Raw genomic sequence first — 23,161 nt, 5'->3', positions numbered from 1 at the left:
ACAGGCGTCGTACCATGACTTGGCGCGGGCGGCCCCTGCCCCTGGGCCGGATTACGCCCCGCTTTTACGCTGCGCGGCACGCATCCCCCACAGCCTTATTATAACCCAGCAGTTATAATGTGATGAATTTTTCCAGGCTTGAGTGATGGCCACAGGTCTCTACACTTCAGGCTTATGGAAATCTTCGCTCCGAAATTTCCTGTTCCTCAAATGCCCTTTCCCGCCCGCGTTCCACCGCGTTCGGACACGCCCCCTGTTTCGGAGGTTCTGCCCATGCTTACCTGTGCGCCCAGCCTGACACTGCATGACACCGGGCTGGAGATCGGCCTTGGTGACGAAAAACCCGCCTACTTCAACTATTACTGGCTACGCGATAACTGCGCGACATCCTTCGACCCCGAAACGCGTGAGCGGGTATTCGATATTTTTGCACAGACCGCCCCCCCGACACCGCTGGAAGCCTTGGTTGAAGACGGCAGCCTCCGGATCGTATGGGCGGGTGACCGGCATGTATCCTCCTACCCTCTTGCCTGGCTGGCCCGCCACGCACAGGCAAAACCCCGGCCCGACCCCGCCATTATGCCGCGCAAACTGTGGTATGGCGACCATTACCCGCATATTCCGCGTTTTGCGCTGCCCGCACTCCAGTCCGACCGTGCCACCAGAAAGGCTTGGGTCCATACGCTGCTGAGCGAAGGCATAGCCCTGGTAACGGACATGCCCGACACCGACCAGGCGCTGGAAGACGCGGCAACCCTGATCGGGGTACCCCGGCCGACTTTTTTCGGCCTGTATTTCGATGTCAACCTGCACGCCAAACCCGACAACCTTGCTTATACGGCCAAGGCGCTGGAACTGCACACGGATGTTCCGTCCGAGGACCTGCCCCCCGGCGTGCAGTTCCTGCACTGCCGCGCCAATTCGACCGAAGGGGGAGAAAGCCTGTTCGTGGACGGAGCAGCCGTGGCCGCCGAATTACGCCGCACCCACCCCGACGACTTCACGCTGCTTTGCGAAACCCTTGTCCCCTTCTACGACGAACACGACGCCTATGACATGCGGGCACGCCAGAGAGTGATAGAACTGGACGAGCGGGGCGATATTTCCGGGGTTACGATCAGCCAGCACATGGCGGACGTGTTCGACATGGACCAGCATTTTCTGGACCGTTTCTACCCCGCCTTCTGCCGTTTCGGACGCCTGTTGCAGGACACGCGTTTTCTTATGCGCTTTCGCCTGAACGCGGGGGAATGTATCGTGTTCGACAACCACCGGATCGTTCATGGGCGTGCGGCCTTCAAGGCTGGCAGCGGGGCGCGCCATCTGCGCGGCACCTACACGGACCGGGGCGAACTGCGCAGCGCATGGCGCGTATTGTCCAACGAGGGAAGGTTCCAGCCGTGACGAATGACCTGCACATATCTGTGGACGAGACCGCCCTGCGCATCGATCTGGCTGCGGCTTTCCGGCTGGCCGCGCGTTTCGGGTGGCATGAATCGGTCGGCAATCATTTCAGCGCGGCGCTGAGCGCCGACGGCCGACGCTTTCTCATGAACCCGAAATGGCGGCATTTCGCGACCATCCGCGCAAGTGACTTGCAGGTTCTCGACGCAAACGACCCCGATGTCATGACCCGGGCCGACGCCCCCGACCCGTCGGCATGGTGTATCCATGGCAATGCGCACCGGCGGGTGCCATCGGCCAAGGTCATTGTTCACTGTCACCCCATTGCCGCCACAACACTGTCCACGCTCGCGGACCCCCGGCTGCTCCCCATCGACCAGAACACCGCCCGGTTTTTCGGGCGCATGGTGATCGACCCCGAATGCGGCGGTATTGCCGACCAGGAGGAAGAAGGCATCCGCATTGCCAGCATGCTGGCCAAGGCCCCGACGCTGCTCATGGCCAACCATGGCGTGACGGTCACGGCACAGACTGTTGCCGAAGCGTTCGAGAGCCTCTATTTCTTTGAGAAAGCAGCCGACACGCTGCTGCGTGCCTACGCCACAGGGCGGCCGCTCTCGATCATGTCAGACGAGATCGCAACCCTGACGGCCGAAGGATGGGATGCCTATCGCGGCGCATCCTTCGCGCATTTCGCGTATCTGAAATCGGTTCTGGATGCGGAGGACCCCTCCTACCGCGACTGAACCAGAAAAGGGGGGCATGACCATGACGTTACCCCGCCAGCTTCCCCCCTTGCGTCTGTTCAGCGTGTTTCGCGCCATTGCCGGGCACCGCACGCTGCGGGCGGCGGCACGCGCACTCAATGTCTCGCAACCAGCCGTCAGCAAATCCCTGCGCGAACTGGAACACTGGGTTGGCATTCCCCTGTTCGACCGCACCCGCAGGCCGCTGGCGCTGACCCCCGGCGGCGAAATGCTGCTGACTGCCATAGAAACCAGTTTCAACCTGCTGGCCGACACGCTGGACGACATAACCCGCCTGCATGTCGAACGGGGCCGCACGCTGCGTATTTCATGTTCGATCGGATTTGCGACCTACTGGCTGATGCAGCGCCTGTCGACCTTCAGCGCGGCATGGCCCGATATCGCCGTTAGTGTGATGACAACCGCCCATGACGCCGCCCCGGACGCCCCGCATGCCGATGTCATGTTCCGCTACGGGCATGGCCGCTGGACCGATGGTGAGGTCATTACCCTTTTCCCGGAACAGATAGACCCTGTTGCCAGCCCCGGTTTTGTCGACCGCCTGCGCCCCCTGGCGACAGACCTGTCAGATATCGCGCTGATCCATGTCGACGTGGACGACGCGTCATGGCGAAGCTGGAACGGCTACCTGCAGCAAACGGGCCTGCCCCGGGGACGGAACGGGGCCGACCTGCGTTTCAATAATTATGTACAGGCCACCCAGGCCGCGCTGAACGGCCAGGGCATCATGCTGGGCTGGCGCTCGATTACGGGGGATCTCGTGGCGGAGGGACGCCTGCACGTGGCAGGCCTGCCCTCGATCACGCCGGAGGACGGCGCTTATCATATCGTCATTCCCGCACGAAGTGCCGACAGTCCCGCAACCAGCCATTTCGTATCGTGGCTGCGGCATCTGATCGCACAGGAAAAAGAGCGCGCGGACCAGCCGCCGCCGCCGCCCTGAGCGCACACGCCCTCAGATATGGGCGTGCCGGGTATCGGGGGCGAATATCAGGCAATACAGAGCCCCAAATCCCAGAAGGGCTGCGGTCAGGCGCAGAACCGTTTCAACCCCATGAGCCTGCGTCATGACCGGGAACACCAGCGTGCAGATGGACGTGCAGATGCGGCTGGCGGACTGCGTGATCCCGTTGCACGACGTTCTGACCTCCACAGGAAAAAGCTCCGCCATATACACGTATTCCATACAGCACGACGCCGAGAGCGTAAGCGCGAACACACTGAACAGCGCGACCTGCGCCATCAGGGACAGTGCATATCCTGACGCCAGAACAAAAAGCAGTACCGACGTGATACCGAACGTGCCGACCAGAAAGACCCGGCGCGACATGCGATCGATAATGGCCTGTCCGAGCAGAGCGCCCATAACCAGAAAAGCGGTATAGATCAGCCCCAGAAAATAACCGCTGCGAATGCCCAGATCGCCAAGAATTTCGAACAGAAAAGTGCCAATGCAGAAATAGGGCACGATCTGTGCGGTCAGGAACACAAAAGCCACCAGCATGCGCGACACAACCGGCCGCGACCATAACATGGCCTTTAGGGACCTCTCACCACCTGTCGGGGTCGGGGCTGCGGCCAGAGGCAGAATGACGGCATAGCCCGCAAAATGGCGCCGAGCCACCGCCTGGGCCTCCTGCATACGGCGGCGGGCCGCAAGCCATGTCAGGGATTCCGGCAGGTGCCTGCGCAGCCTATACACCGCCAGTGCGGGCACGCCCCCAAGCGCCAGACTGATCCGCCAGCCCATCCCACCTGAACCGCAGAACCAGTACGCCAGTTGGAACGCAACAGCATACCCTACGGTCCAGCTTACCAGCATCAGGCTCAATCGCTTTCCACGGTTTCTGAGCGGTGCATATTCCAGCAGATAGACAGCGCCCGCCACATAGTCCGCCGCAAGCGAAACACCCAGCGCGAAACGCAGCAGCGTAAGCTGCGGGATCGATGTCACAAAAAGCTGAAGAACCGAAAACACCGTGGCCAGCAGCATGCCAGCCTGCAGGAGAGGCTTGCGCCCGATCCTGTCCGCCAGCGGCCCGGTTATGACCGCACCGGCCAGAATGCCGAACAGCGTGCCGCTGCCAAGAAAACCGCTGCCGAACGACCCCGCATGCAGCGCGCCAACCGCATACGGCATGACCGCGCCGATAACGCCCACGGCATAACCGTCGCAAAACGTGCCGCCAGCAGCACTAAGAGTTACGAAATGATGCAACCGACACGATGGAATTTCGTCAAGACGGCATTCCGTTGCTTTATCGTTACAAACTGAGCCGGATATTATTACCTGTCCGTTAGTCCCTATCATGGAAAGACATACCCCGGAAAATAATCCATGCCTTTGCAGACATCAATTTTCAGAACCATTGCCAATCCGGCATGCAGCACCCGGCAGGTGGGCACGCCGAACCGGCCCGCGCCGCCCGAACTGCCCGTCGCATGCCGGTAACACGGTGCGGACTGGACATTACAGGCGGGATCTGAATCGAGACTGCGGTGCCCCCTGCCCTGCCGTCAAGCAAAAAACCGGTGTTCACGCTGGCTGAGCCCCCCTTCTTCCTGCCGAAAAACCGGCCTTTCGGGCCGCTTGAACAGAGGTGAAAAGAAAACTTGACACTTATGTACACTGAGTGCAGATTTCTCCCTGTTGTTTTGATACAGGAACGTTCGTTATGCGCGCCGACCCGCTGCTGACGCCATTGACCGTCAAGCACCTCACATTCAAAAACCGAATCATGCTTTCGTCCCACGAACCGGCTTATGCCGAGGACGGAATGCCAAAAGACACGTACCGCGCCTATCATGTCGAACGCGCGAAAGCGGGCGTTGCTCTGACCATGACAGCCGGGTCCGCCACCGTATCCACCGATAGCCCGCCTGCTTTCAATAATATCCTTCTCTACAAGGATGAATGCGTACCGTGGCTGAAAGCCCTGGCCGATGAATGCCACGAACACGGCACCGCGGTCATGATCCAGATGACGCATCTGGGCCGACGTACACGCTGGGACAAGGGGGACTGGCTTCCTTCGCTCAGTGCAACCCATATGCGTGAACCCGCGCACCGGGCGTCACCCAAAATTGTCGAAGACTGGGATATTCAGCGCATTATAAAGGATTTTGCCGATGCTGCCGAACGCGTCAAGGCGGCCGGCCTGGATGGACTGGAACTGGAGGCTTATGGCCATCTGCTCGACCAGTTCTGGACACCGCTGACAAACGAACTGACCGGGCCTTATGGCGGATCGTTCGATAACCGCCTTCGCTTCATTTTCGATGTCCTGAGCGCAATCCGCGAACGGGTCGGTGACAAATTCCTGGTCGGTGTCCGTTTTTCCGCCGACGAACGGCTTGCAGGCGGGATCGACGCGCAAACGGGGCTGGAAATCGCCAGTCGTTTCCAGACGTCTGGTCTGGTCGATTTTCTCAATATCATTCGCGGTCATATCGAGACAGATTCAGGTCTGGCCGACGTCATTCCCGTTCAGGGCATGGCAAACGCGCCTTATCTCGACTTCGTATCCGCCGTGCGCTCGCGTACCGGCATGCCCACATTCCATGCCGCGAAAATTTCCGATGTGGCAACCGCGCGCTACGCGATCGAAAGCGGCAAGATGGATATGGTGGGCATGACGCGGGCCCATATTGCCGACCCGCATATTGTCCGTAAGATCATGAGCGGGCAGGAAGACAGAATTCGCCCCTGTGTTGGTGCGACATATTGCCTCGACCGTATTTATCAGGGTGGCATGGCGCTGTGCATTCACAACCCGGCAACGGGTCGCGAACTGACCATGCCCAATGACATCACACCTGCCGCCGTTGCCAAACGGATCGTGATCGTGGGGGCTGGCCCCGGCGGGCTGGAAGCCGCGCGCGTGGCGGCCGAACGTGGGCACAAGGTTGTGGTTTTCGAAGCGGCGGATGAAGCTGGCGGACAAATCCGCCTTACCGCGCGCAGCCCCCGCCGCAAGGAAATGCTGAGCATTATCGCATGGCGTATGGCTGAATGCGAGCGGCTGGGCGTTGAATTCCGCTTCAACACCTGGGCGGAAAGTGCCGACGTGCTGGCGGAATCCCCGGATTGCGTCATTATCGCAACCGGTGGTTTCCCCGACACACCGCCGCTTGCCACGGGCGATGATCTTGTCGTCTCGACATGGGACATCCTGTCAGGCGACGTCGCACCCGGCAAAACCGTCCTGCTGTTCGACGACGCGGGCGACCACGCGGCCCTTCAGGCGGCGGAGATGATCGTGGAACACGGTGGCAAAGTTGAAATCATAACGCCAGACCGGACCTTTTCACCCGAAATCATGGGGCTGAATCTGGTGCCGTATATCCGGTCGCTACAGGGAGACCACGCCGCTTTTACCGTGGCCCAGCGACTTGAAAGCGTCGAACGTTCGGGCAATGGCCTGACTGCGGCAATCGGCAGCGACTATCGTGAGTTCGAACGCCGGGTCGAGGTGGATCAGGTGGTCGTAAATTGCGGCACCAAGCCACTGGACGAATTGTATTTCGAACTCAAACCGCATGCGCGCAATCAGGGTGCGGTGGATTATGTGGCGCTGACACAGGGCAGGCCGCAGGATGTGTGTCACAACACGAACGGTACATTCACCCTGTACAGGATTGGCGATGCCGTGTCGTCCAGGAACACGCATGCCGCCATCTACGATGCGCTGCGCCTTATGAAGGACATGTAAAAGTCCTTTATCCTGCCTGGCAGATCATAGCTCTTGCCAGGCAGTTTTACCGCCTATTTCGTTACGATAACGTTATATTTAGAGACAATCGGTCGTTCTCAAATACGGGTGGAGTGAAACATGAGCTACAATCTGAACAAGGTCAGCACACGCCTTCTGCTGGGCAGTCTTTTATCGACCACATGCCTGCCAGATGCCAGACACTACGCCTACGCCGCCGCAGACGCTGCGCATAAACAGGTCCGGTTCGCCAGAGCCGGGCATGGTTCAGCGGCCGTCAGACAAACCAGCACCAAAACAGCGCTGCAGCACGGTAGCGGGCCAAAGCCCGCAGCCATGGCTGGCGCAACGCATGGCACAGGCCATGGCACCGGCGCACGCGCCTCGACCACCGCTGAAGAAGTGCAGGTTGCGGGTATTCTCCGCTCCAAAGCGAAAATGTCGGTCGTTTCAGCCAGCATGATCCGCGACCAGGTTACGGGGGCCAGCCCGCTCAAAGCCCTGAACCGTCTGCCCGGTGTCATGTTCAATTCGGCTGACGCCCTGGGACAGGACGTCTGGTCGCTCCAGCTTTACATGCGCGGGTTTGACCAGACCCAGATCGGCATGAGTCTGGACGGTATTCCACTGGGTGAAATGATTTATCGGAACTACAATGGCCTGCCCATTACCCAGGCACTTGCATCGCAGAATATAGCGCAGGTTGACGTCTCGCCCGGTGCTGGGAATGAAAGCGTGCCTTCGACCAACAATCTTGGCGGGTCGATCAGTTTTGTCAGTCGCGATCCCAAGGACAGGCTTGGAGCCGAAGTGGACCAGGGGTTCGGCAGCTATTCCTCGTTCATGACATTCGTGCGCTTTGACAGCGGCAAGCTCAACGCGTCGGGCACCAAGTTTTTCGTATCCTATGCACGCAATGATTCCGAAAAATGGAAAGGCTACGGAAGCCAGCTTAACGAACAGGTCAATGCCAAGCTGGTACAGCCCGTTGGCGAAGACAGTCGCATTTCGGTGCTTTATGACTATAGTCATGTCAAGCAGGTTGCCTATCTGGACTACTCTTTTGCCATGCTGTCCGCCTTTGGCCAGAACATGGATTATCTGGCGGGTGGGCCCAACGCATATAAAATCGCGTATCTGGCGGCCCAGGGGGTGTATATTGCCGGGCAGGACAAGGTTGCCGACGCCAAGGACGCAACCTATTACAGCGGCACGACCCAGATCACGGACCAGTTGGGCGCCCTGACCGCGGATTTCGCCCTGAATACGCATATCAGGTGGAAAACAGTGGTCTATGGCCATGGCGAAGAAAACGTGCCGACCTGGGGCGGCAACCCCTATATGGCATCACCCGATACGGGGGCTCCCTTGTCCCAGATGGTCAAGCGCCCCACACAGCGCCGTTTTGGCGTGAACAGTTATGCCACAGGCGTATTCGGAAAAAATACCGCGACCTTAGGTACATGGTACGAAAACGACCATTATTTTACCAACCAGCTCGCCTATAATATGCCGCTTCTGGGCCAAGGCGAGCCCTCTGTTTTCGGCCCCTGGGGCACGCCCTTTGCCACCTTGTGGAGCGAGACCTACAACACCAATACGTTCACCGCCTACCTGCAGGACGAATACCGTATCCTGAAAAACCTGACGGTACATGCGGGTTTCCGGTCCCTGCTCAGCACCACCCATGTCGGCAATGTGCAGGGCCTGCCCTCCTTTACCGGCACAGATGCCATAGCAGGCGGTGTCGGGCTGACAACGGCCGAAGCCTTCCTGCCCCATGTCAGTATCGACTGGAAATTTTTGCCCGGTCATGAACTGTATTTCGATTTTGCCAAGAACGCCAAAGCCTATTCGCAGACCGGGTATCATCTTGGCAATTCGCCGTTTGCCGTTTCGCAGGCGGCGTTCGATGCCTCGCGCGGCAGCCTGCGTCCTGAATCGGCACTCACCTACTCTTTGGGGTATCATTACAGTTCACACCTGATCGATGCCGGGGTGAGCGCTTACCGGGTGAATTTTTCAAACCGTATCCAGCAGATTTCGGCAGGCAGCATTATCGACCCGGTCACGGAAGTGCTGAATGTCGGAGGTGTGAGCATGAACGGCGTGGATGCCCTGGCAACCCTGCGCCCGATCGAGGGCATGGCCCTGACCAATAGCCTGAGCTACAATCATTCGACCTATGACAACAACATCATGACCATGGGCAAGTTGTATCATACCGCGGGCCAGCAGGTTATTGGCTACCCCCGGCTGCTGTACAAAGGCACCCTGTCCTACCGCTGGCGCGCGCTACAGGCCTATGTCGAGACAACCTATACATCCAAACGGAACTTCAGTTATGTTGGCGATGTCAAAATACCGAGCTACTGGCTGACATCGTTCGGCACGCATTACTTTCTGGGTGATCGTATCGGCCTGAAAAACATTACTTTCAATTTCAACATCTACAATATGACTGGCACCCACTATATCTCGACCATGGGCACGGAAGGCTTTTCCATGTCGGGCGACTATCAGTCGCTCATGCTTGGCGCACCACGTCAGTTCTTCGGTTCCGTACATGTCGAATATTGAAAAACCAGACGGGTGACATCATGGAACAGCCAACAACTCACGGCGCCAGCCTGATTTTTGTAGACGGGCCGACCCTCGAGCGTGTGGCCGAATTTCCATCGCTGGTGGAAGCGCTACGGCAGGCCCATACACGCCGCATGCACTGCGATGAAAGCATGCACCTGTCACGCACCCAGCCTGACGGGACCAGAAATGCCTTCAACCTCCTGCCCGCCTGGCAGGAGGACGAAGTGCTGGGCGCCAAGCTTGTTACCTATTTTCCCGGCAATCTGGACAAGGGCCTGCCATCCGCCCAGGGTATCTTTGCCCTGTTCAACGCCGCCACCGGCACCCCAAGCGCCATTATAGACGGCACAGCACTGACCTTATGGAAAACCTCAGCCGATTCAGCACTCGGCTCCTCCCTGCTTTCCCGCCCTGACAGCCGCTGTCTGCTTGTTGTAGGGGCGGGAGGCCTGTCCTTTCATGCCGTGGCGGCCCATCTGGCTGTTCGCCCTGCTCTTGAACGGGTGCTGATCTGGAACCGCTCCCCCACGCGGGCCACGGCCCTGCGCGACCGCCTGCTCCATACCGACCTGGGACAGGGGCGGACAATCCGTGTTGTATCGGACCTTGAAAAAGCCACGGCTGAAGCGGACATTATTACCTGCCTGACCATGTCCGAAACCCCGCTGATCCAAGGGGCATGGGTAAAAAACGGCACCCATGTCGACCTGATCGGGGGGTGGACGCCCCAGATGCGCGAGGTGGATGGCCCGCTTATTGCCAGAGCCAGGGTGTTCGGCAACGAACGGAACCGCATTCTGGAATGTGGCGATCTGCTCGCCCCCCTTCGCGCCGGGGACATTACAGCCGAGCATATTCTTGGCGATCTGTTCGATCTTTGCACCGGCCTGCCGGGCCGAAACACGACACAGGATATCACGGTCTATAAAAATGCAGGTGGGGGACACCTTGACCTGTTTACCGCACGCTACATTCTTGCCCGCATGACGCTTGCCTGACCCTGCCAACGCCAGATTGGAGACCGCGTATCCCGCACCATAAACATCCACCCTCTGGCTTTGCACATGGCAGGCTTTATACCGTGCCTGTTCGCGAACAGCCCACGACCTGCCGCGTGGCCATGCAACCGCATTTTCATCTCCCTGCGGGGCATGCTGCCTCTGGTGCGGCAAAGCTTTTCCACCCGCAGGGACAATGCCTGAATATTCAGGCTGGCATTGGCTGGCCCGTTCGGTCTCGCAGGCCCCATAATGCGATCAGACCCACCATGGCACTTGCAACCAGATACCATGCCGGCACAAGAGCATATTGGGTTCTGGCAATCAGCCAGGTATTGACCAGAGGGGCTGTACCCCCCAGCAGCGAGACCGATATGTTATAGCTGACGGCAAGGCAGGTATAGCGCACAGCACTGCCGAACAGGGACGGCAGGGTAGAAGGCATGGTGCCATGGAAGCAGAGCATGCCCGTGAGCAGAACCGCCATACAGGCCCCTATGACGGGAAGGCCGCTATGAGCCTGAAATGCCAGAAAAGCCGGAACAGCCCCCCCGCCAATGCAAAGACAGCCCATGACGAGCATTTTTTTGCGGCTGATATAATCCCCCATCCAGCCAAAACAGGGAATAAAAACCAGAAGTGACAGAGAAATAGCCAAAGACAGGTTGGAGCAAAAGAGTGGAGAATACCCGGCAATGTTTGCAAGATAAGTCGGTGTGTAGCCCAGAACGATATAATAGGTGACGTTGAATGTCGCAACAAGACCCGCACTACGCAGCAGATTTGGCCATTCCTGCGTCAGCATAGTCCATATTGTCTGGTCTTTGCCAGGCTTATGGCTCTTTTCTTCCTGCATGTGCCTGAATACCGGTGTTTCTTCGACATTCATGCGAATATACAGCGCAATGACACCCATCATCCCGGCAAGGACGAACGGTACCCGCCACCCCCATGCGAGCATTCTCTCCCATCCCAGGCAATAGGTAACGCCGCTCACCATCAGGCCACCGATCAGAAAACCTGTGGTATTCCCGAATTCGAGCCAGCTTGTCAGATAGGTTCTTTTGTTGTCGGGGCTGTATTCGGCAATGAAAATGCACGATCCTCCATATTCCCCACCCGTTGAAAGGCCCTGCAGCAACCGCATGGCAACAAGCAGCACAGGCGCCCAGATCCCGACACTCCGATACCCCGGAATGACGGAAATACACAGTGTCGCAATGGACATTAAGGAAATACTCGCCACCAGGGCCGTACGGCGGCCATACCTGTCGCCAATAGGACCGAAAAGAAAGCCACCCAGAGGACGGATTAAAAACCCCGCAGCGAAGGCAGCATACACGGCAACAAGCTGGCTCAACTTGTTCGATGCAGGAAAAAAAACCTCCGCCATAATGCCTGACATCGATGAATAAATGGCAAAATCGAACCATTCGACCATATTGCCGAACGTGACACCGGCAACGGCTTTTGCCAGATTTGCAGGTACCATGTCAGAAGGAACAGCGGTGTTTTCGCGGTCATGACCGGCAGCGGCATACACGGTTTGCGACATTTCAGGCCCCGCCATTGTCATCTGTTCCTTCAATAAAGTGGTCACGTCGCTGATGACTGCTTAACGGAAACGGTCCGGCCACCATGAAAGATACGATGTTTTTCCGGCACATCGTAACGAACAGGCAACAACATCCGTCATACGCATTTTATGAACGGTCATGAACCTTGCATATCCAATGCTTCCCAAAGGATAAACCTATGGGCTAACGATCGGGATACAGTTTATGGATATTACGACCCGCTTTCGTTGAGCCATATCTGACAGCCGTAAAACGCGGCATGTCGCGCAAGGTCAATCAATACAGAAATAATCCATCAGATTTCTATATTGCTAAACTGATCCTGGATTTGTGTCAGGTATTTCCTCATCATACCCATCATTTCGCGCGTTGCCGTGGATATTGCCGTATCGGAGCGATAAATGAACCCGAACACCTCGAACACATGGGGTTCGATCGGCACCCATTTCAACCGGTCCTGATACCCCAACTGGTACAGAATAGGGCGCGTGGCAATGACATCGCCCAGCCCACGCGCCGCCAGTTCAAACGCCGTCGCCTGATGCTCAACCTCGATCACGGGTTCAAGTTCGCGCCCCCGTGCACGGGCCCGCCTGTTCAGGAGCTTTCTGATCGGGTCGGACGTATTCCATTTTGCATCGCTCAGAATCAGTGGCGCATCGAGCAGCGCGTCAATATCCTTCCTGCCGGTCAGATGGTGTTCATTGGCGCTGATATAACCGACCTGGGCCGCCCAGACGGGTTCACTGGTAACAAGGCTTTTGTTATTGACGGGAAGCATGACAAGCCCGGCTTCGATCTGCCCGTCTATGACGGCCTCAGCCACTTCGCTGGAATTCAGCCCAACGACCTTGACCCGTACATGCGGGTAAAGGCGCCTGAATTCCGCGATCAAATCGATCAGAAAATATTGATACGCACTACCGAAGGTGCCGAAACTGGCCACCCCGCCACGTAGTTCACGCACGGACTGCACCGCATCGTGCCCTTCCTGAACCGCCCGAAGCGACGCCTTGGCATGCGGGATAAGCCGCCGACCGGCTTCGGTCAGAATAAGCTTGCGGTTTGTTCTGATAAAAAGATGCGTGCCCAGCGCGTTTTCCAGCCTCAAAATCTGGTCCGACAGCGAAGGCTGGGAAATATTGAGGTGTTCAGCCGCCTTTGACAGCGTTCCATGGTCGATGGCCGCCAGAAAATAATGAAGTTGCTGCAAGGTCATGATCGTGACACCGAATGATACATCACAGTCTGCGGCTCCACACGATCAGGATCGTCCCAACACCCGTCATCGGACCCATTGCAAGGCGACAGGCCGCTCCGGCCCGTCTGGCTCCTTTATATAGGCATGACCTATGTGAAGCACGCTATTTCTCGTCTTTATCGCATGATCGGGCCGGCATACGTTCATATCGGTCACGCAATAACAGGCCAGCAGCGTGCTGACCATGAACGGGCATTTGATCAGGCAACCCAACAGAGATCCGGCAGCGATAGTCGAGCCGCTGATACCGCCACGCCCACCACCGAAAAAAGGAGCGCACCATGACACAGGACAACCATGACGCCATGCCCTGCCGGCTGAAAGGCCGCATTGCCCTGATTACGGGCGGTTCACGCGGTCAGGGTGCTGCCCATGCGCGCCGGCTGGCGCAGGAGGGGGCTCATGTTCTTGCGGTCGATATCCTTGATGATGAAGGCACGGCGCTGGCCCGCACCCTCCAGGCGGAGAATCTGGATGTTACCTATCGGCATCTGGATGTCACCCGCAAGGACGAATGGATGGCACTGCACGATCATCTTGCCGACATCCACGGAAAGCTGGATATTCTTGTCAACAACGCCGGTATTGTCCACATCAGCACCATCGAGGACGAAACGCCCGAAAACTGGCAGCATATTCTCAACGTCAATCTGAGCGGCGCTTTTCTGGGCCTGCAAAGCATGATCCCTCTGCTCCGCAAAAGCGGACACGCATCGGTCATCAACACGTCATCGATTTTCGGCCCCTCCGGCGCGCCGGGATATAGCGCTTACGCCACCAGCAAGGCAGGGCTGCTCGGCTTCAGCCGGACCGCGGCACTGGAACTGGCGGCCGATGGCATACGGGTGAACGCCCTGGTGCCGGGGGGTGTCAGCACCCCGCTTAACGCCGCCGAAAAAGAAGGCGGCGTTATTCCCGAAACACCGCTCCGCCGCAGGGCCACCCCGCAGGAACTGGCTGCCGCTGTTGCGTTTCTGGCCAGCGACGACGCCAGTTTTATGACAGGTGCGGAACTTGTGGTCGATGGCGGTTTCAGCGCGCGCTAATAGGAGGGACCATACCAGTCGGGCAAGGCGCGAGCCTGCCTGCCCGACATACCAAACAATTTTTTCTATTGTTCACAATGGCTTCGATAATTTGCAACAGCTCAATACACCACAGAACACGTCTGATATTCGCCACCGCCACCCCTGACATGTTCGCAGCCACCCGCCTTTTTTATTTGTTGCCCGAACCGGCGGGACCGGTTGCCTTATTTGCGTAACCGTATCGATCTGTGAGAAAAATGATGCTGCGAATACCTGCGCGTTAAACAACCCGAAAGGGCGCACCACGGATGCTGCGTTATTTCCCGCTTGATGAATATGAAACACGCTGGGCACGCGTCCTGACCGAAATGGAGGTCAGGGGATTTGAAACAGCCGTGGTATTCGGACGCGGCGGGGGCACGCTGGATAACTGCGGTGACATTCTATACCTGTCAAATCACTACGCCATTAGCGGGGGCCTTGACTCCCTGATCTGGTCGGCCCGGTCTTTTTCTGCCGTCATATTCAGGAAAGGACAGGCGCCACGGCTTGTTATCGACGAACCGGAGACCAGGCGCGATCTGGTCAGCGTGCGCGATGTCACCTGCACGAACCACCCGTTCCGGTGCGTGGCCGAACTTCTGGCAGCAGAGGGCGTAGACGGTTCCGTGGCCCTGGTGGGCACGCAGTTCATTCCCGTCAAATATTACCAGCAGTTGCTGGATGCCGCTCCCGGCATAAACTGGGTTGCGGCGGATGATCTGGTCAAGTCCGTCAGGCGGATCAAGAGCCCCCGTGAACGCGAATGCTACCGCATAGCGGGCGAAAGCGCGACCATTGCCCTCAATCGGCTCATGCAAGGGCTGACAGGCGGCCTTTCCGAACAGGAGGCCGCAGGGGAGGCCGCCCGGGAGGTGGTGCGGCGCGGCGGGCGTATCCAGATGATCGGCACCAACCATGGCGAGACGCTGGGGTTTGACCAGCGTTTTCCCCTGACGGGTTATAGTGCGGATGTGCCCCGGATGGGCGATATCGTCACGGGCACGGTGCATGCGGCTTTCTTTCAGGGCTATCTGCTCGACCCCGGACGCACAGGCGTACGCGGCAAAGCCACCGCCGGGCAGAAGCGCCTGATAGAAGCCGCCGCCCATATCGTGCACCATCTATCAGCCATGATGCGCCCAGGCGTTGCCACATTGGATGTGGCGGCAGAAGGTGACCGTCTGACACGGGCGTTCGGTGGAACGGTTTCCCCCATCATGAAGAACTTTCCCTTTTATGGGCATGGGATCGGGCTCGGTTTCGAATATCCAAGACTTTCTTCCGTCATGTCATTGCCAGAAGACCGCATTGAGCAGAACATGGTTTTCGGCGTGGAGGCCTTTCTGTCCCTTGATGGCACGGGTTCCGCATTTTTCGAGAATATCATCATGATCGGTGAACATGACAACGAACTTCTGACACGCTCACCCGACTGCTGGTTCTGACCCCGCCCGATCGCAGCAAGCGCGACGGCACCGCCGTTTTGCGGAACGTCTCGTAAACGTCCTGACAGACCAAGGAGCATGCCATGGCCGCAACACGCAGCAAAACCCGTAAAAACCACGCGGCTCCGGTACCGGACAGTGCCGACGTGGAACGTGCATTTGTTGCTTCTTCCCTGAACATTGCCATGCCTGAAAAGGTTTTTCGTGAATTCGAATATGCCCTGAACGCCATGGCCATGACATTTCAGCGCTGGATGCGCCAGAGCATGACCCAGGCCGGACACCCGGAGCTGTCAGCCCTTGAAATCCTGGTGTTGCGGAGCGTGAGCCAGAACGGGGCAAACGAAAGCATAGGCAGCGTCATGGCGCATCTCCAGCTTACGGAACGCCACCCCCTGGATTATGCGCTGAAAAAACTCGACCGGCTGGGGCTGATTGCCCGCCACAGACACAGGAAAGAAGTGTTTGTAAGCCTGACCGATAAAGGCCGCAAAGCGTGCCGGGATCATGCGCGCCTTCAGCAGCAATGCCTGCTGGCCGCCATGCCGCAGGACCGCAAGATCGCCAATATGGCCATAACCGACCTGACCGGCATGCTCCGTCAACTGACTGCCATTTACGATCACGCCATAGCGCTTTCCGGCGCGACCTGACACGCAGCACGCGGAACACCCTGTTCGCACCCCTTGTGCCGTGACTGCAGGGGATACCATGGCACGTTACGCCCGATGGACCGATGGAGCAGTCTGGACCTGTACCTCCGGGGTCAGCAGACAGATTCCACGGCTTTTCCGGCGTGCTGGCACGCAGCGCGTATCGCAACTGGCGCGTTGCCTCCACCGCAAACCGGTTTAGAAAAAGAGACATAGCCACAGTAGCAATGTCCTGCTCCGGCGGACTGGAAAGCCCGATAAAATGGCTTTTCCAAACGATACCGAGTTATTTTACACCCGGCACGACTTCATTATCCCGACAAAACTATCATCTCTGCGACAAAATCCGCGTCGTATTTAAGAAAATAAATCCGCTCGACAAAAAATTTTATCGAGAATTAACACATCACGGCTCATCATTGCTGACAAAGCCTGATGGCTATACCCCATCACACGCAATCACTTCCATGTGTCTTATAGGCAACACATATTACATCTTTGAGATGTCGCATAATTTCTTACTTGCGGCGCATTTGTTTTATTCCGTTATAATTCCGTAACGAGACTCGATACCCGTACGGGGTATTTATCCGGATCAGGCGAATGCAGGGGGCACCTTTCTTGCAACATATGACCTTACGGCCGGAACTCCGCCAGAAAACCGGGGAAAATGCCGTCTGGAACGGGCAGGACGGTGCACAGGCACCCGGCTACGCAAACGTAACAAAACCGTCTTCGAAATGTCATTGAACGGTCACGGGTCATATCGGGCCCAGGTTTGTATTTTCCCACCAACAACTTCAGCCGCCCCGCCGGGACCGGCTGGCAAGAACAGACAACTTAAAGGTGAGGGTATGACCCGCAGCAAAAAGCTCCTTCTTTCCACCTGCCTCACTACCGTGATGATCACAGGGGCGACCGCAAACGCGGCCACGACAAGCGCAAAGTCACAATCCACCTCACACACCAGTTCGCGGACCGCCGCCACGTCCGCCGCAAAGCCAGCCACCCCGACATCCACCGTCGCGGCACGCCCGGTCGCAGCACCCGCGCCCGGCAAGGCCGTAACATCGCGCAACCAGGAAGCCATCATGGTCCTGGGTGCCGGTGCCGCGCGCGAAACGCAGACCGTCTCGCGCACCGCCATTTCCCAGTATGTGCCCGGCACCAGCCCCTTCAAGGCGCTGTCAAAGCTGCCCGGCGTCATGTTCACCTCGTCCGACCCGCTGGGGTCTTACGAATGGTCGCAGCAGATCATCATCCGCGGCTTCGACCAGAGCCGCCTTGGCTTTACCATGGACGGAATCCCGCTGGGCAACCTGGCCTACGGCAACGATAACGGCCTTTCCATCGGCCGTGCGCTCCAGACCGAAAACAACGGCGCGGCAACACTCAGCCAGGGTGCCGGCTCGGTCGGCGTCGCGGCGGCCAACAACCTGGGCGGCGCTCTGGAATTCACCTCAATCGCCCCGACCGACAAGTTCGGCGTGGATGTGTCCGGCACCATCGGCTCGGCCTCGACCTGGCGGACGTTCATGCGCGTCAACAGCGGCCTGCTGCCTGGCGGCGGCAAGTTCTTTGTGTCTTACGACTATCAGGACGCCAACAAGTGGAAGGGCGACGGCATCCAGCGCCAGCAGCAGGCCAACGCGAAATTTGTCCAGCCGCTGGGCGATCACGTCAAGATGACCCTGTTCGGGGACTGGTCCCTGCGCCAGGAAAACGACTATCAGGATATCTCGCTCGCCACCATCAAGCAGTACGGCTACCGGGTGGACAACATTACCGGCAACTACCCGCTGGCCAAGCAGATCGCCTATGCTTACCAGAACGGCACCCCTTACCCGGCCGGGATTGGCAACACCAACTACGGCAGCGAACCCGACTTCGAGTATTACAACGCTGCGGGCCTGCGGCAGGACGCCATGGGCTATGGCCGGTTCGACTTTGACATCAACAGCCATCTCAAGGCCTACGCGACCGTTTATGGTCACACCAACAGTGGCCAGGGCGTCTGGGTCACCCCTTACACCCCCACACCCGAAGCGCTGGGCGGCTCCCCCCTTTCGGTCCGCACGACCGAATATGGCATTCACCGCGAAGGGTTCATGGGTGGTGTGACCTACAAGATCGGCACCCACACGATCGAAGGCGGTTTCTGGTTCGAAAACAACGACTTCGAACAGGCTCGCCGCTTCTACCCGCTGGGTCTGGACGGCACGCCGGGCAGCGTTCACTGGTATAAGGGCAATTCCTTCCAGACCGCGTGGCAGGCAGCCTTCAACACCAAGACCTATCAGGTCCATCTGCAGGATAACTGGCAGATCACCCCGGCGCTGAAGCTGAACTATGGTTTCCGCTCACTGATCGTGGACAGCTCCGCCCGCCAGCTTGGCAGCAATACCATGGGCGTGATCGGGAACGACGGTTACCCCTCGGGCTCCATCCAGTCCTCCAACGGGTTCCTGCCGCAGATCGGCGCCAACTACCGTATTAACCACCATAACGAAATCTTTGCCGATTTCTCGCGCAACATGTCCGCGTTCGACAACTCCCAGACGGGGGCCACCAGCCCGTTCGCCACGACCATCGCGGGTTACAATGCCATCAAGGGCAAGCTCCGCCCCGAAATGGCCTATTCGGAAGAAATCGGTTACCGCTACCACGACTCCAACATCCAGGCCTCGGTCACGGGTTACTATGTCGAGTTCGAAAACCGTCTGGCGTCCATCACCCAGGGTGTGGGTATTCAGGGTAACGCTGCGGTGCTGGCCAACGTGGGCGGTGTGACGACACGCGGCGTGGACGTGGCATTCAATTACCGCTTTGCCATGAACTGGTCGCTCTATGCGTCCTATGCGTTCAACGACTCCAAGTATGACAACAACGTCACGACTGGCGGCGTCACCTACGCCACACAGGGCAAGAAAGTCGTGGCCATGCCGCGCAACCTCGCCAACGTGCAGATCGGCTACGACGACGGCTCCATCTGGGGTAACGTCAACATGCAGTTCCAGGACAAGCGGACCTACACCTATCTGAACGACTCCTGGGTTCCGTCCAACGAAATCTTCAACCTGAACCTTGGTTATCGCGTCCACAGCGACAATTTCTTCCTGCGTGGGCTGGACGCTCAGATCAATGTCAGTAACCTGTTCGACAAGCGTTACGCGGCAACGGTCGGCAGTAACGGGTTTGTCTTCTCCGACCCGTCGCACACCTTTGCAACGCTTCAGGCCGGTTCACCGCGCATGGTCTTCTTCACCCTGCGCAAACATTTCTGACCTCATCCAGCCTTTGGGGATCTGATTATCAGAAGGAGCCTTGTTTCGATGTCCGTCACGCCTGGTCGCCGCAGTTTTCTCAAGTTCGCCGCAGCCCTCGCGGCAAGTGGCGCCATGCCTGACAACCTCAAGCGCGCGTTGGCCATAGCCCCCAACCGCGCGACAGGCACGATCAAGGATGTCGAACATGTGGTGATCCTGATGCAGGAAAACCGCTCCTTCGATCATTATTTCGGCTGTCTGAACGGTGTGCGCGGGTATGGCGACCCGCGCGCCGAACACCGCAGGGACGGCCACAGCGTGTTTGCCCAGCCTGACGGCAAGGGAAAATACATTCTGCCTTTCCAGTTCGAAACCGCCCATACGTCCAGCGCGTGCCTGGCCAGCCTGGACCATAGCTGGAAGGGCACCCAGACAGCGTGGAACAACTGGGATATCTGGATCGCGCGGAAAACGGCCATGACCATGGGCCATTTCACCCGCACGGAAATCCCGTATTATTACGCCCTGGCCGACGCCTTTACCATTTGCGACGCCTATCATGCCTCAATCTTCGGCCCCACCAACCCCAACCGGCTCTATTTCTTTACCGGCACAAGCGGACTGGCGGCGGGCGATGACGGCAAACAGGTAATCGAAAATGTCGATGACGGTAACTGGACCGCCGACATGAAACTCGACCATCCGGATTTCAAGCCATTCGGCTGGGAAACATACCCTGAGCGCCTGCAGAAGGCGGGGGTAACTTGGCGCGTTTACCAGGAATACGACAATTTCGGCGACAATCCGCTCGCCTCGTTCGCGGCGTTCCGCACTGTTCCGGACACGTCGTGGCAGTACCAGCAGGCCCGCAGAATCGTTCCCGGTTCCACACATGAGAACAAGGACACGTCTGAAGGACGCTACCTGGTACAGGCTTTCGAGCATGATATCGCCAACGGCACACTGCCACAGGTTTCGTGGATCGTGCCGCCCACCGCCCTGACGGAACACCCCAACGCCCCTCCGGGTTACGGGGAATTCCTGATTTCGCAGTTGATGGACGTTTTTGTTCGCCACCCCGATGTCTGGGCAAAAACCGTTTTCATTCTCAATTACGATGAAAACGACGGTTTTTTCGATCACGTGCCGCCCCCCGTCCCCGCGCTGGACACGACGCAGGGCGCAAGTACCGTCAGCACCGCAGGCGAGAGTTTTCATGGCGTGCAGGTCGGACTTGGCCCACGGGTGCCTGCCATTATCATTTCACCCTGGACGAAGGGCGGCTGGGTCAATTCTCAGGTGTTCGACCACACATCGGTCCTGCGCTTTCTGGAAGCGCGCTTCGGGGTTGAAGCCCCGTTGATCACACCCTGGCGGCGGGCTATTTCGGGTGACCTGACATCGGTATTCGATTTTACCAGCCCCGATCCGGTCTGGACGGCGGACCTGCCCAATACCGCCGATTATCTGGCTGAAACACGCCATTCCTGCACGCTGCCCGCCCCACAGATTCCGCTGCATCAGCGCGCACCGGTGCAGGAAGCAGGCCAGCGCCCTGCCCGGCCGCTGCCCTATGCGCTCCATGCCGACCTGACGGCACCCGGCCAGATCAGGCTGAACAACACAGGGGCGGAAGGCGCCGTGCTGCGGGTCATCGATGCCGCGGGGGCACGGCATTATACACTCAGTGCCGGGGCGGAGATGAACGTGCCCGTTCAGGGCAGCAACCTGGTCACGGTTCATGGCCCAAATGGTTTTTACCGTGCATTCAATGCCGGCGGCTCCGTGCTTGCCGACCTGACCATGGACCCCACGCTTGATTTTGTAACCCTGTCTGTTGCGCGGGGGGCTGGTAGCAAAGCAGGTCCGCTGACCCTGCGCCTGCACGATGCCTATGCCGGCACGGACAAAACCCTTGGCGTGAACGCGAACGCACCTGTGGCGATACGCCTGCCGGTTACAGGGCAGGACCATTGGTACGATCTGTCGCTGTTCCAGGGCAGGACGCTGCTGGCCCAGTTTGCCGGACATGTGGAAACCGGCAAACCCAGCCGCACCGATCCGTTCATGGGGTCCAGCACGTTCAAGGCCCACGCCTGATGGCTGTTTCCAGGCGTGGGCTTGTTACCGCTGTCGGCGGGGCTGCGGTGGGCACCCTGCTGGCCCCCGGACTGACAGGACTGGCACTGGGCCGCGCGAGGGAAACATCCTTCCCTGTCGGCACAACTCCCGACCAGCCCGCACCGGCACCGCATGGCGATCTGGCCCCGCTTAAATGGGCCCCTCGGAACCGGGCGTATCTTGAACGCCTGATTGCCGATTGCGGTTATGGCAGCTCCCATTATAACCCGGCACAAAAGCCCTATGCCGTGTTCGACTGGGACAATACCTGTATCGCAGGGGACTGCGAAGAAACCCTGATGCGTTATGCGGCAAGCCATTTCCGCTTTGCACTTTCCCCCCAGGAGTTCGCACGCGCCATCGCACTGGACGTACCGCCGCGCCCGCTTGATGCGGCATTGACCACAACAGCCGGCAAACCCGTATCCCTGTCCGCCATTCAGGCCGACCTGCTTGCCGACTATACGGAACTGGCGGCCCGGTCCGGTCCGATTCCTGCGGACAATCCGGCTTTGCTGAGCCTGAAAAGCAAATTGCTGTTCGCGTATGATGCGATTGATGCGAGCTACAGCGCCGATGTGTCCTGCCGCTGGATTGTCCGGCTGTTCGGTGGCTGGACACGCGAGCAGCTTGCCGCCATGGCCAAGGCGTCCAACCTGTGGCATCTGGGCCAGGCCATGCGCCACGATATATGGGCAACACCCGCGCAGCGTCCCGGCCGGGCCGGACTGGTGGCCTGCCCCGCCCTGACCGCCCTGCGCCTGACACCCGAAATTGCCGACCTGCAGGCCACCCTGCGCCGTTGCGGCATAGATGTATTTGTCTGCTCCGCATCGCTGGAAGACATTGTGGCCGTGTTCGCGACCGACCCGGATTTTGGCTACAACCTGCCGCGCGAGAATGTCATGGGTATTCGCATGACATGGCCTGACGGCAAGCTTGGTCTGGAAACAGCACCGGGCTGGCCCGTTACGGTCAAGGCGGGCAAGGTTGCCGCATTGCGTGCAGCCCTTGCCGACAGGCGCGGTTATGGGCCGGTCCTTGTCTGCGGCGATAGCAGCGGCGATTACGCAATGATGACCGCCTTTGCCGAGACACGGCACGCGCTGATCGTCAACCGGTGTCTTGGCGGGGAAATCGGTCAGCTATGTGCAAAGGCCGCCGTCCAGATGAACGAAAAACACCCCCGTTTCCTGCTACAGGGACGCGATGGCAATACGGGGGAATGGCGCCCTTCCGAACAGGCGATCAAACTGGGGGAAAATACCCCGTGCCTGCTGGCAGGCAAAGCCTGATACCCG

General features: G+C 58.6%; 16 protein-coding genes. 13 read left to right on the top strand and 3 right to left on the bottom strand.

Annotated elements, in window-relative coordinates:
• The first annotated feature begins 273 nt into the window (after positions 1 to 273).
• The 3 genes from ABF990_RS05655 to ABF990_RS05645 are packed head-to-tail and all read left to right on the top strand — an operon-like array spanning position 274 to position 3,114.
• Positions 274 to 1,404: a TauD/TfdA family dioxygenase gene (locus ABF990_RS05655; RefSeq protein WP_415490487.1), complete on the top strand. Its 1,131-nt coding sequence runs from the start codon at positions 274 to 276 to the stop codon at positions 1,402 to 1,404.
• Positions 1,401 to 2,150, top strand: coding sequence for a class II aldolase/adducin family protein (locus tag ABF990_RS05650; RefSeq protein WP_415499821.1), 750 nt, complete (start codon positions 1,401 to 1,403; stop codon positions 2,148 to 2,150). Before ABF990_RS05655 ends, ABF990_RS05650 begins: the two co-directional genes overlap by 4 nt.
• Positions 2,151 to 2,172: 22 nt before the next feature.
• The gene (locus ABF990_RS05645; RefSeq protein WP_415499820.1) at positions 2,173 to 3,114 is read left to right on the top strand and encodes a LysR substrate-binding domain-containing protein; all 942 of its coding nucleotides are present in this window, start codon (positions 2,173 to 2,175) and stop codon (positions 3,112 to 3,114) included.
• A 12-nt stretch (positions 3,115 to 3,126) separates the two neighbouring features.
• Here the strand turns inward: ABF990_RS05645 and ABF990_RS05640 are convergent, their stop codons facing one another.
• Positions 3,127 to 4,482 carry an MFS transporter gene (locus ABF990_RS05640; protein WP_415499819.1) on the bottom strand — a complete coding sequence of 452 codons (1,356 nt, stop codon included), beginning with the start codon at positions 4,480 to 4,482 and terminating at the stop codon, positions 3,127 to 3,129.
• Between the two features lie 364 nt (positions 4,483 to 4,846).
• On the opposite strand from ABF990_RS05640, the gene ABF990_RS05635 reads away from it, so the two are divergent.
• The 3 genes from ABF990_RS05635 (at position 4,847) to ABF990_RS05625 (ending at position 10,467) form a co-directional block, all read left to right on the top strand.
• On the top strand, positions 4,847 to 6,883 hold the full coding sequence (locus ABF990_RS05635) for an FAD-dependent oxidoreductase (RefSeq protein WP_415499818.1): 2,037 nt from the start codon (positions 4,847 to 4,849) through the stop codon (positions 6,881 to 6,883).
• 120 nt (positions 6,884 to 7,003) lie between these two features.
• On the top strand, positions 7,004 to 9,463 hold the full coding sequence (locus ABF990_RS05630; protein ID WP_415499817.1) for a TonB-dependent receptor: 2,460 nt from the start codon (positions 7,004 to 7,006) through the stop codon (positions 9,461 to 9,463).
• A 20-nt stretch (positions 9,464 to 9,483) separates the two neighbouring features.
• On the top strand, positions 9,484 to 10,467 hold the full coding sequence (locus ABF990_RS05625; protein WP_415499816.1) for a hypothetical protein: 984 nt from the start codon (positions 9,484 to 9,486) through the stop codon (positions 10,465 to 10,467).
• Between the two features lie 208 nt (positions 10,468 to 10,675).
• Here the strand turns inward: ABF990_RS05625 and ABF990_RS05620 are convergent, their stop codons facing one another.
• Both ABF990_RS05620 and ABF990_RS05615 read right to left on the bottom strand, forming a co-directional pair.
• Positions 10,676 to 12,037 carry an MFS transporter gene (locus ABF990_RS05620; protein WP_415499815.1) on the bottom strand — a complete coding sequence of 454 codons (1,362 nt, stop codon included), beginning with the start codon at positions 12,035 to 12,037 and terminating at the stop codon, positions 10,676 to 10,678.
• A 302-nt stretch (positions 12,038 to 12,339) separates the two neighbouring features.
• Entirely contained in the window at positions 12,340 to 13,263 is a 924-nt protein-coding gene (locus ABF990_RS05615; protein WP_415499814.1) for a LysR family transcriptional regulator, read from the bottom strand.
• 323 nt (positions 13,264 to 13,586) lie between these two features.
• Here ABF990_RS05615 and ABF990_RS05610 point away from each other — a divergent pair, with 323 nt between their 5' ends.
• From ABF990_RS05610 to ABF990_RS05580, 7 genes are all read left to right on the top strand, one after another.
• Complete coding sequence (locus tag ABF990_RS05610) at positions 13,587 to 14,351, top strand: SDR family NAD(P)-dependent oxidoreductase (RefSeq protein ID WP_415499813.1); 765 nt, start codon at positions 13,587 to 13,589, stop codon at positions 14,349 to 14,351.
• 290 nt (positions 14,352 to 14,641) lie between these two features.
• Positions 14,642 to 15,820 (top strand): M24 family metallopeptidase, encoded by a 1,179-nt coding sequence (locus ABF990_RS05605; protein WP_415499812.1) that lies wholly within the window; start codon positions 14,642 to 14,644, stop codon positions 15,818 to 15,820.
• Between the two features lie 83 nt (positions 15,821 to 15,903).
• The gene (locus tag ABF990_RS05600; RefSeq protein ID WP_415499811.1) at positions 15,904 to 16,473 is read left to right on the top strand and encodes a winged helix DNA-binding protein; all 570 of its coding nucleotides are present in this window, start codon (positions 15,904 to 15,906) and stop codon (positions 16,471 to 16,473) included.
• An 83-nt stretch (positions 16,474 to 16,556) separates the two neighbouring features.
• Complete coding sequence (locus ABF990_RS05595; protein WP_415499810.1) at positions 16,557 to 17,033, top strand: hypothetical protein; 477 nt, start codon at positions 16,557 to 16,559, stop codon at positions 17,031 to 17,033.
• Between the two features lie 294 nt (positions 17,034 to 17,327).
• Positions 17,328 to 19,757, top strand: coding sequence for a TonB-dependent receptor (locus ABF990_RS05590; RefSeq protein WP_415499809.1), 2,430 nt, complete (start codon positions 17,328 to 17,330; stop codon positions 19,755 to 19,757).
• A gap of 48 nt (positions 19,758 to 19,805) precedes the next feature.
• Entirely contained in the window at positions 19,806 to 21,839 is a 2,034-nt protein-coding gene (locus ABF990_RS05585; RefSeq protein WP_415499808.1) for a phosphocholine-specific phospholipase C, read from the top strand.
• Positions 21,839 to 23,155 (top strand): haloacid dehalogenase-like hydrolase, encoded by a 1,317-nt coding sequence (locus ABF990_RS05580; protein ID WP_415499807.1) that lies wholly within the window; start codon positions 21,839 to 21,841, stop codon positions 23,153 to 23,155. The genes ABF990_RS05585 and ABF990_RS05580 overlap by 1 nt, the downstream gene beginning before the upstream one ends.
• Positions 23,156 to 23,161 lie beyond the last annotated feature (6 nt).

The organism is Acetobacter sp. (assembly GCF_047723915.1).
In the GTDB taxonomy this organism is placed as follows: Bacteria; Pseudomonadota; Alphaproteobacteria; order Acetobacterales; family Acetobacteraceae; genus Acetobacter.
Note: the sequence above shows the minus strand (reverse complement) of the source record. Positions and strands in the feature narration are given on the sequence as shown.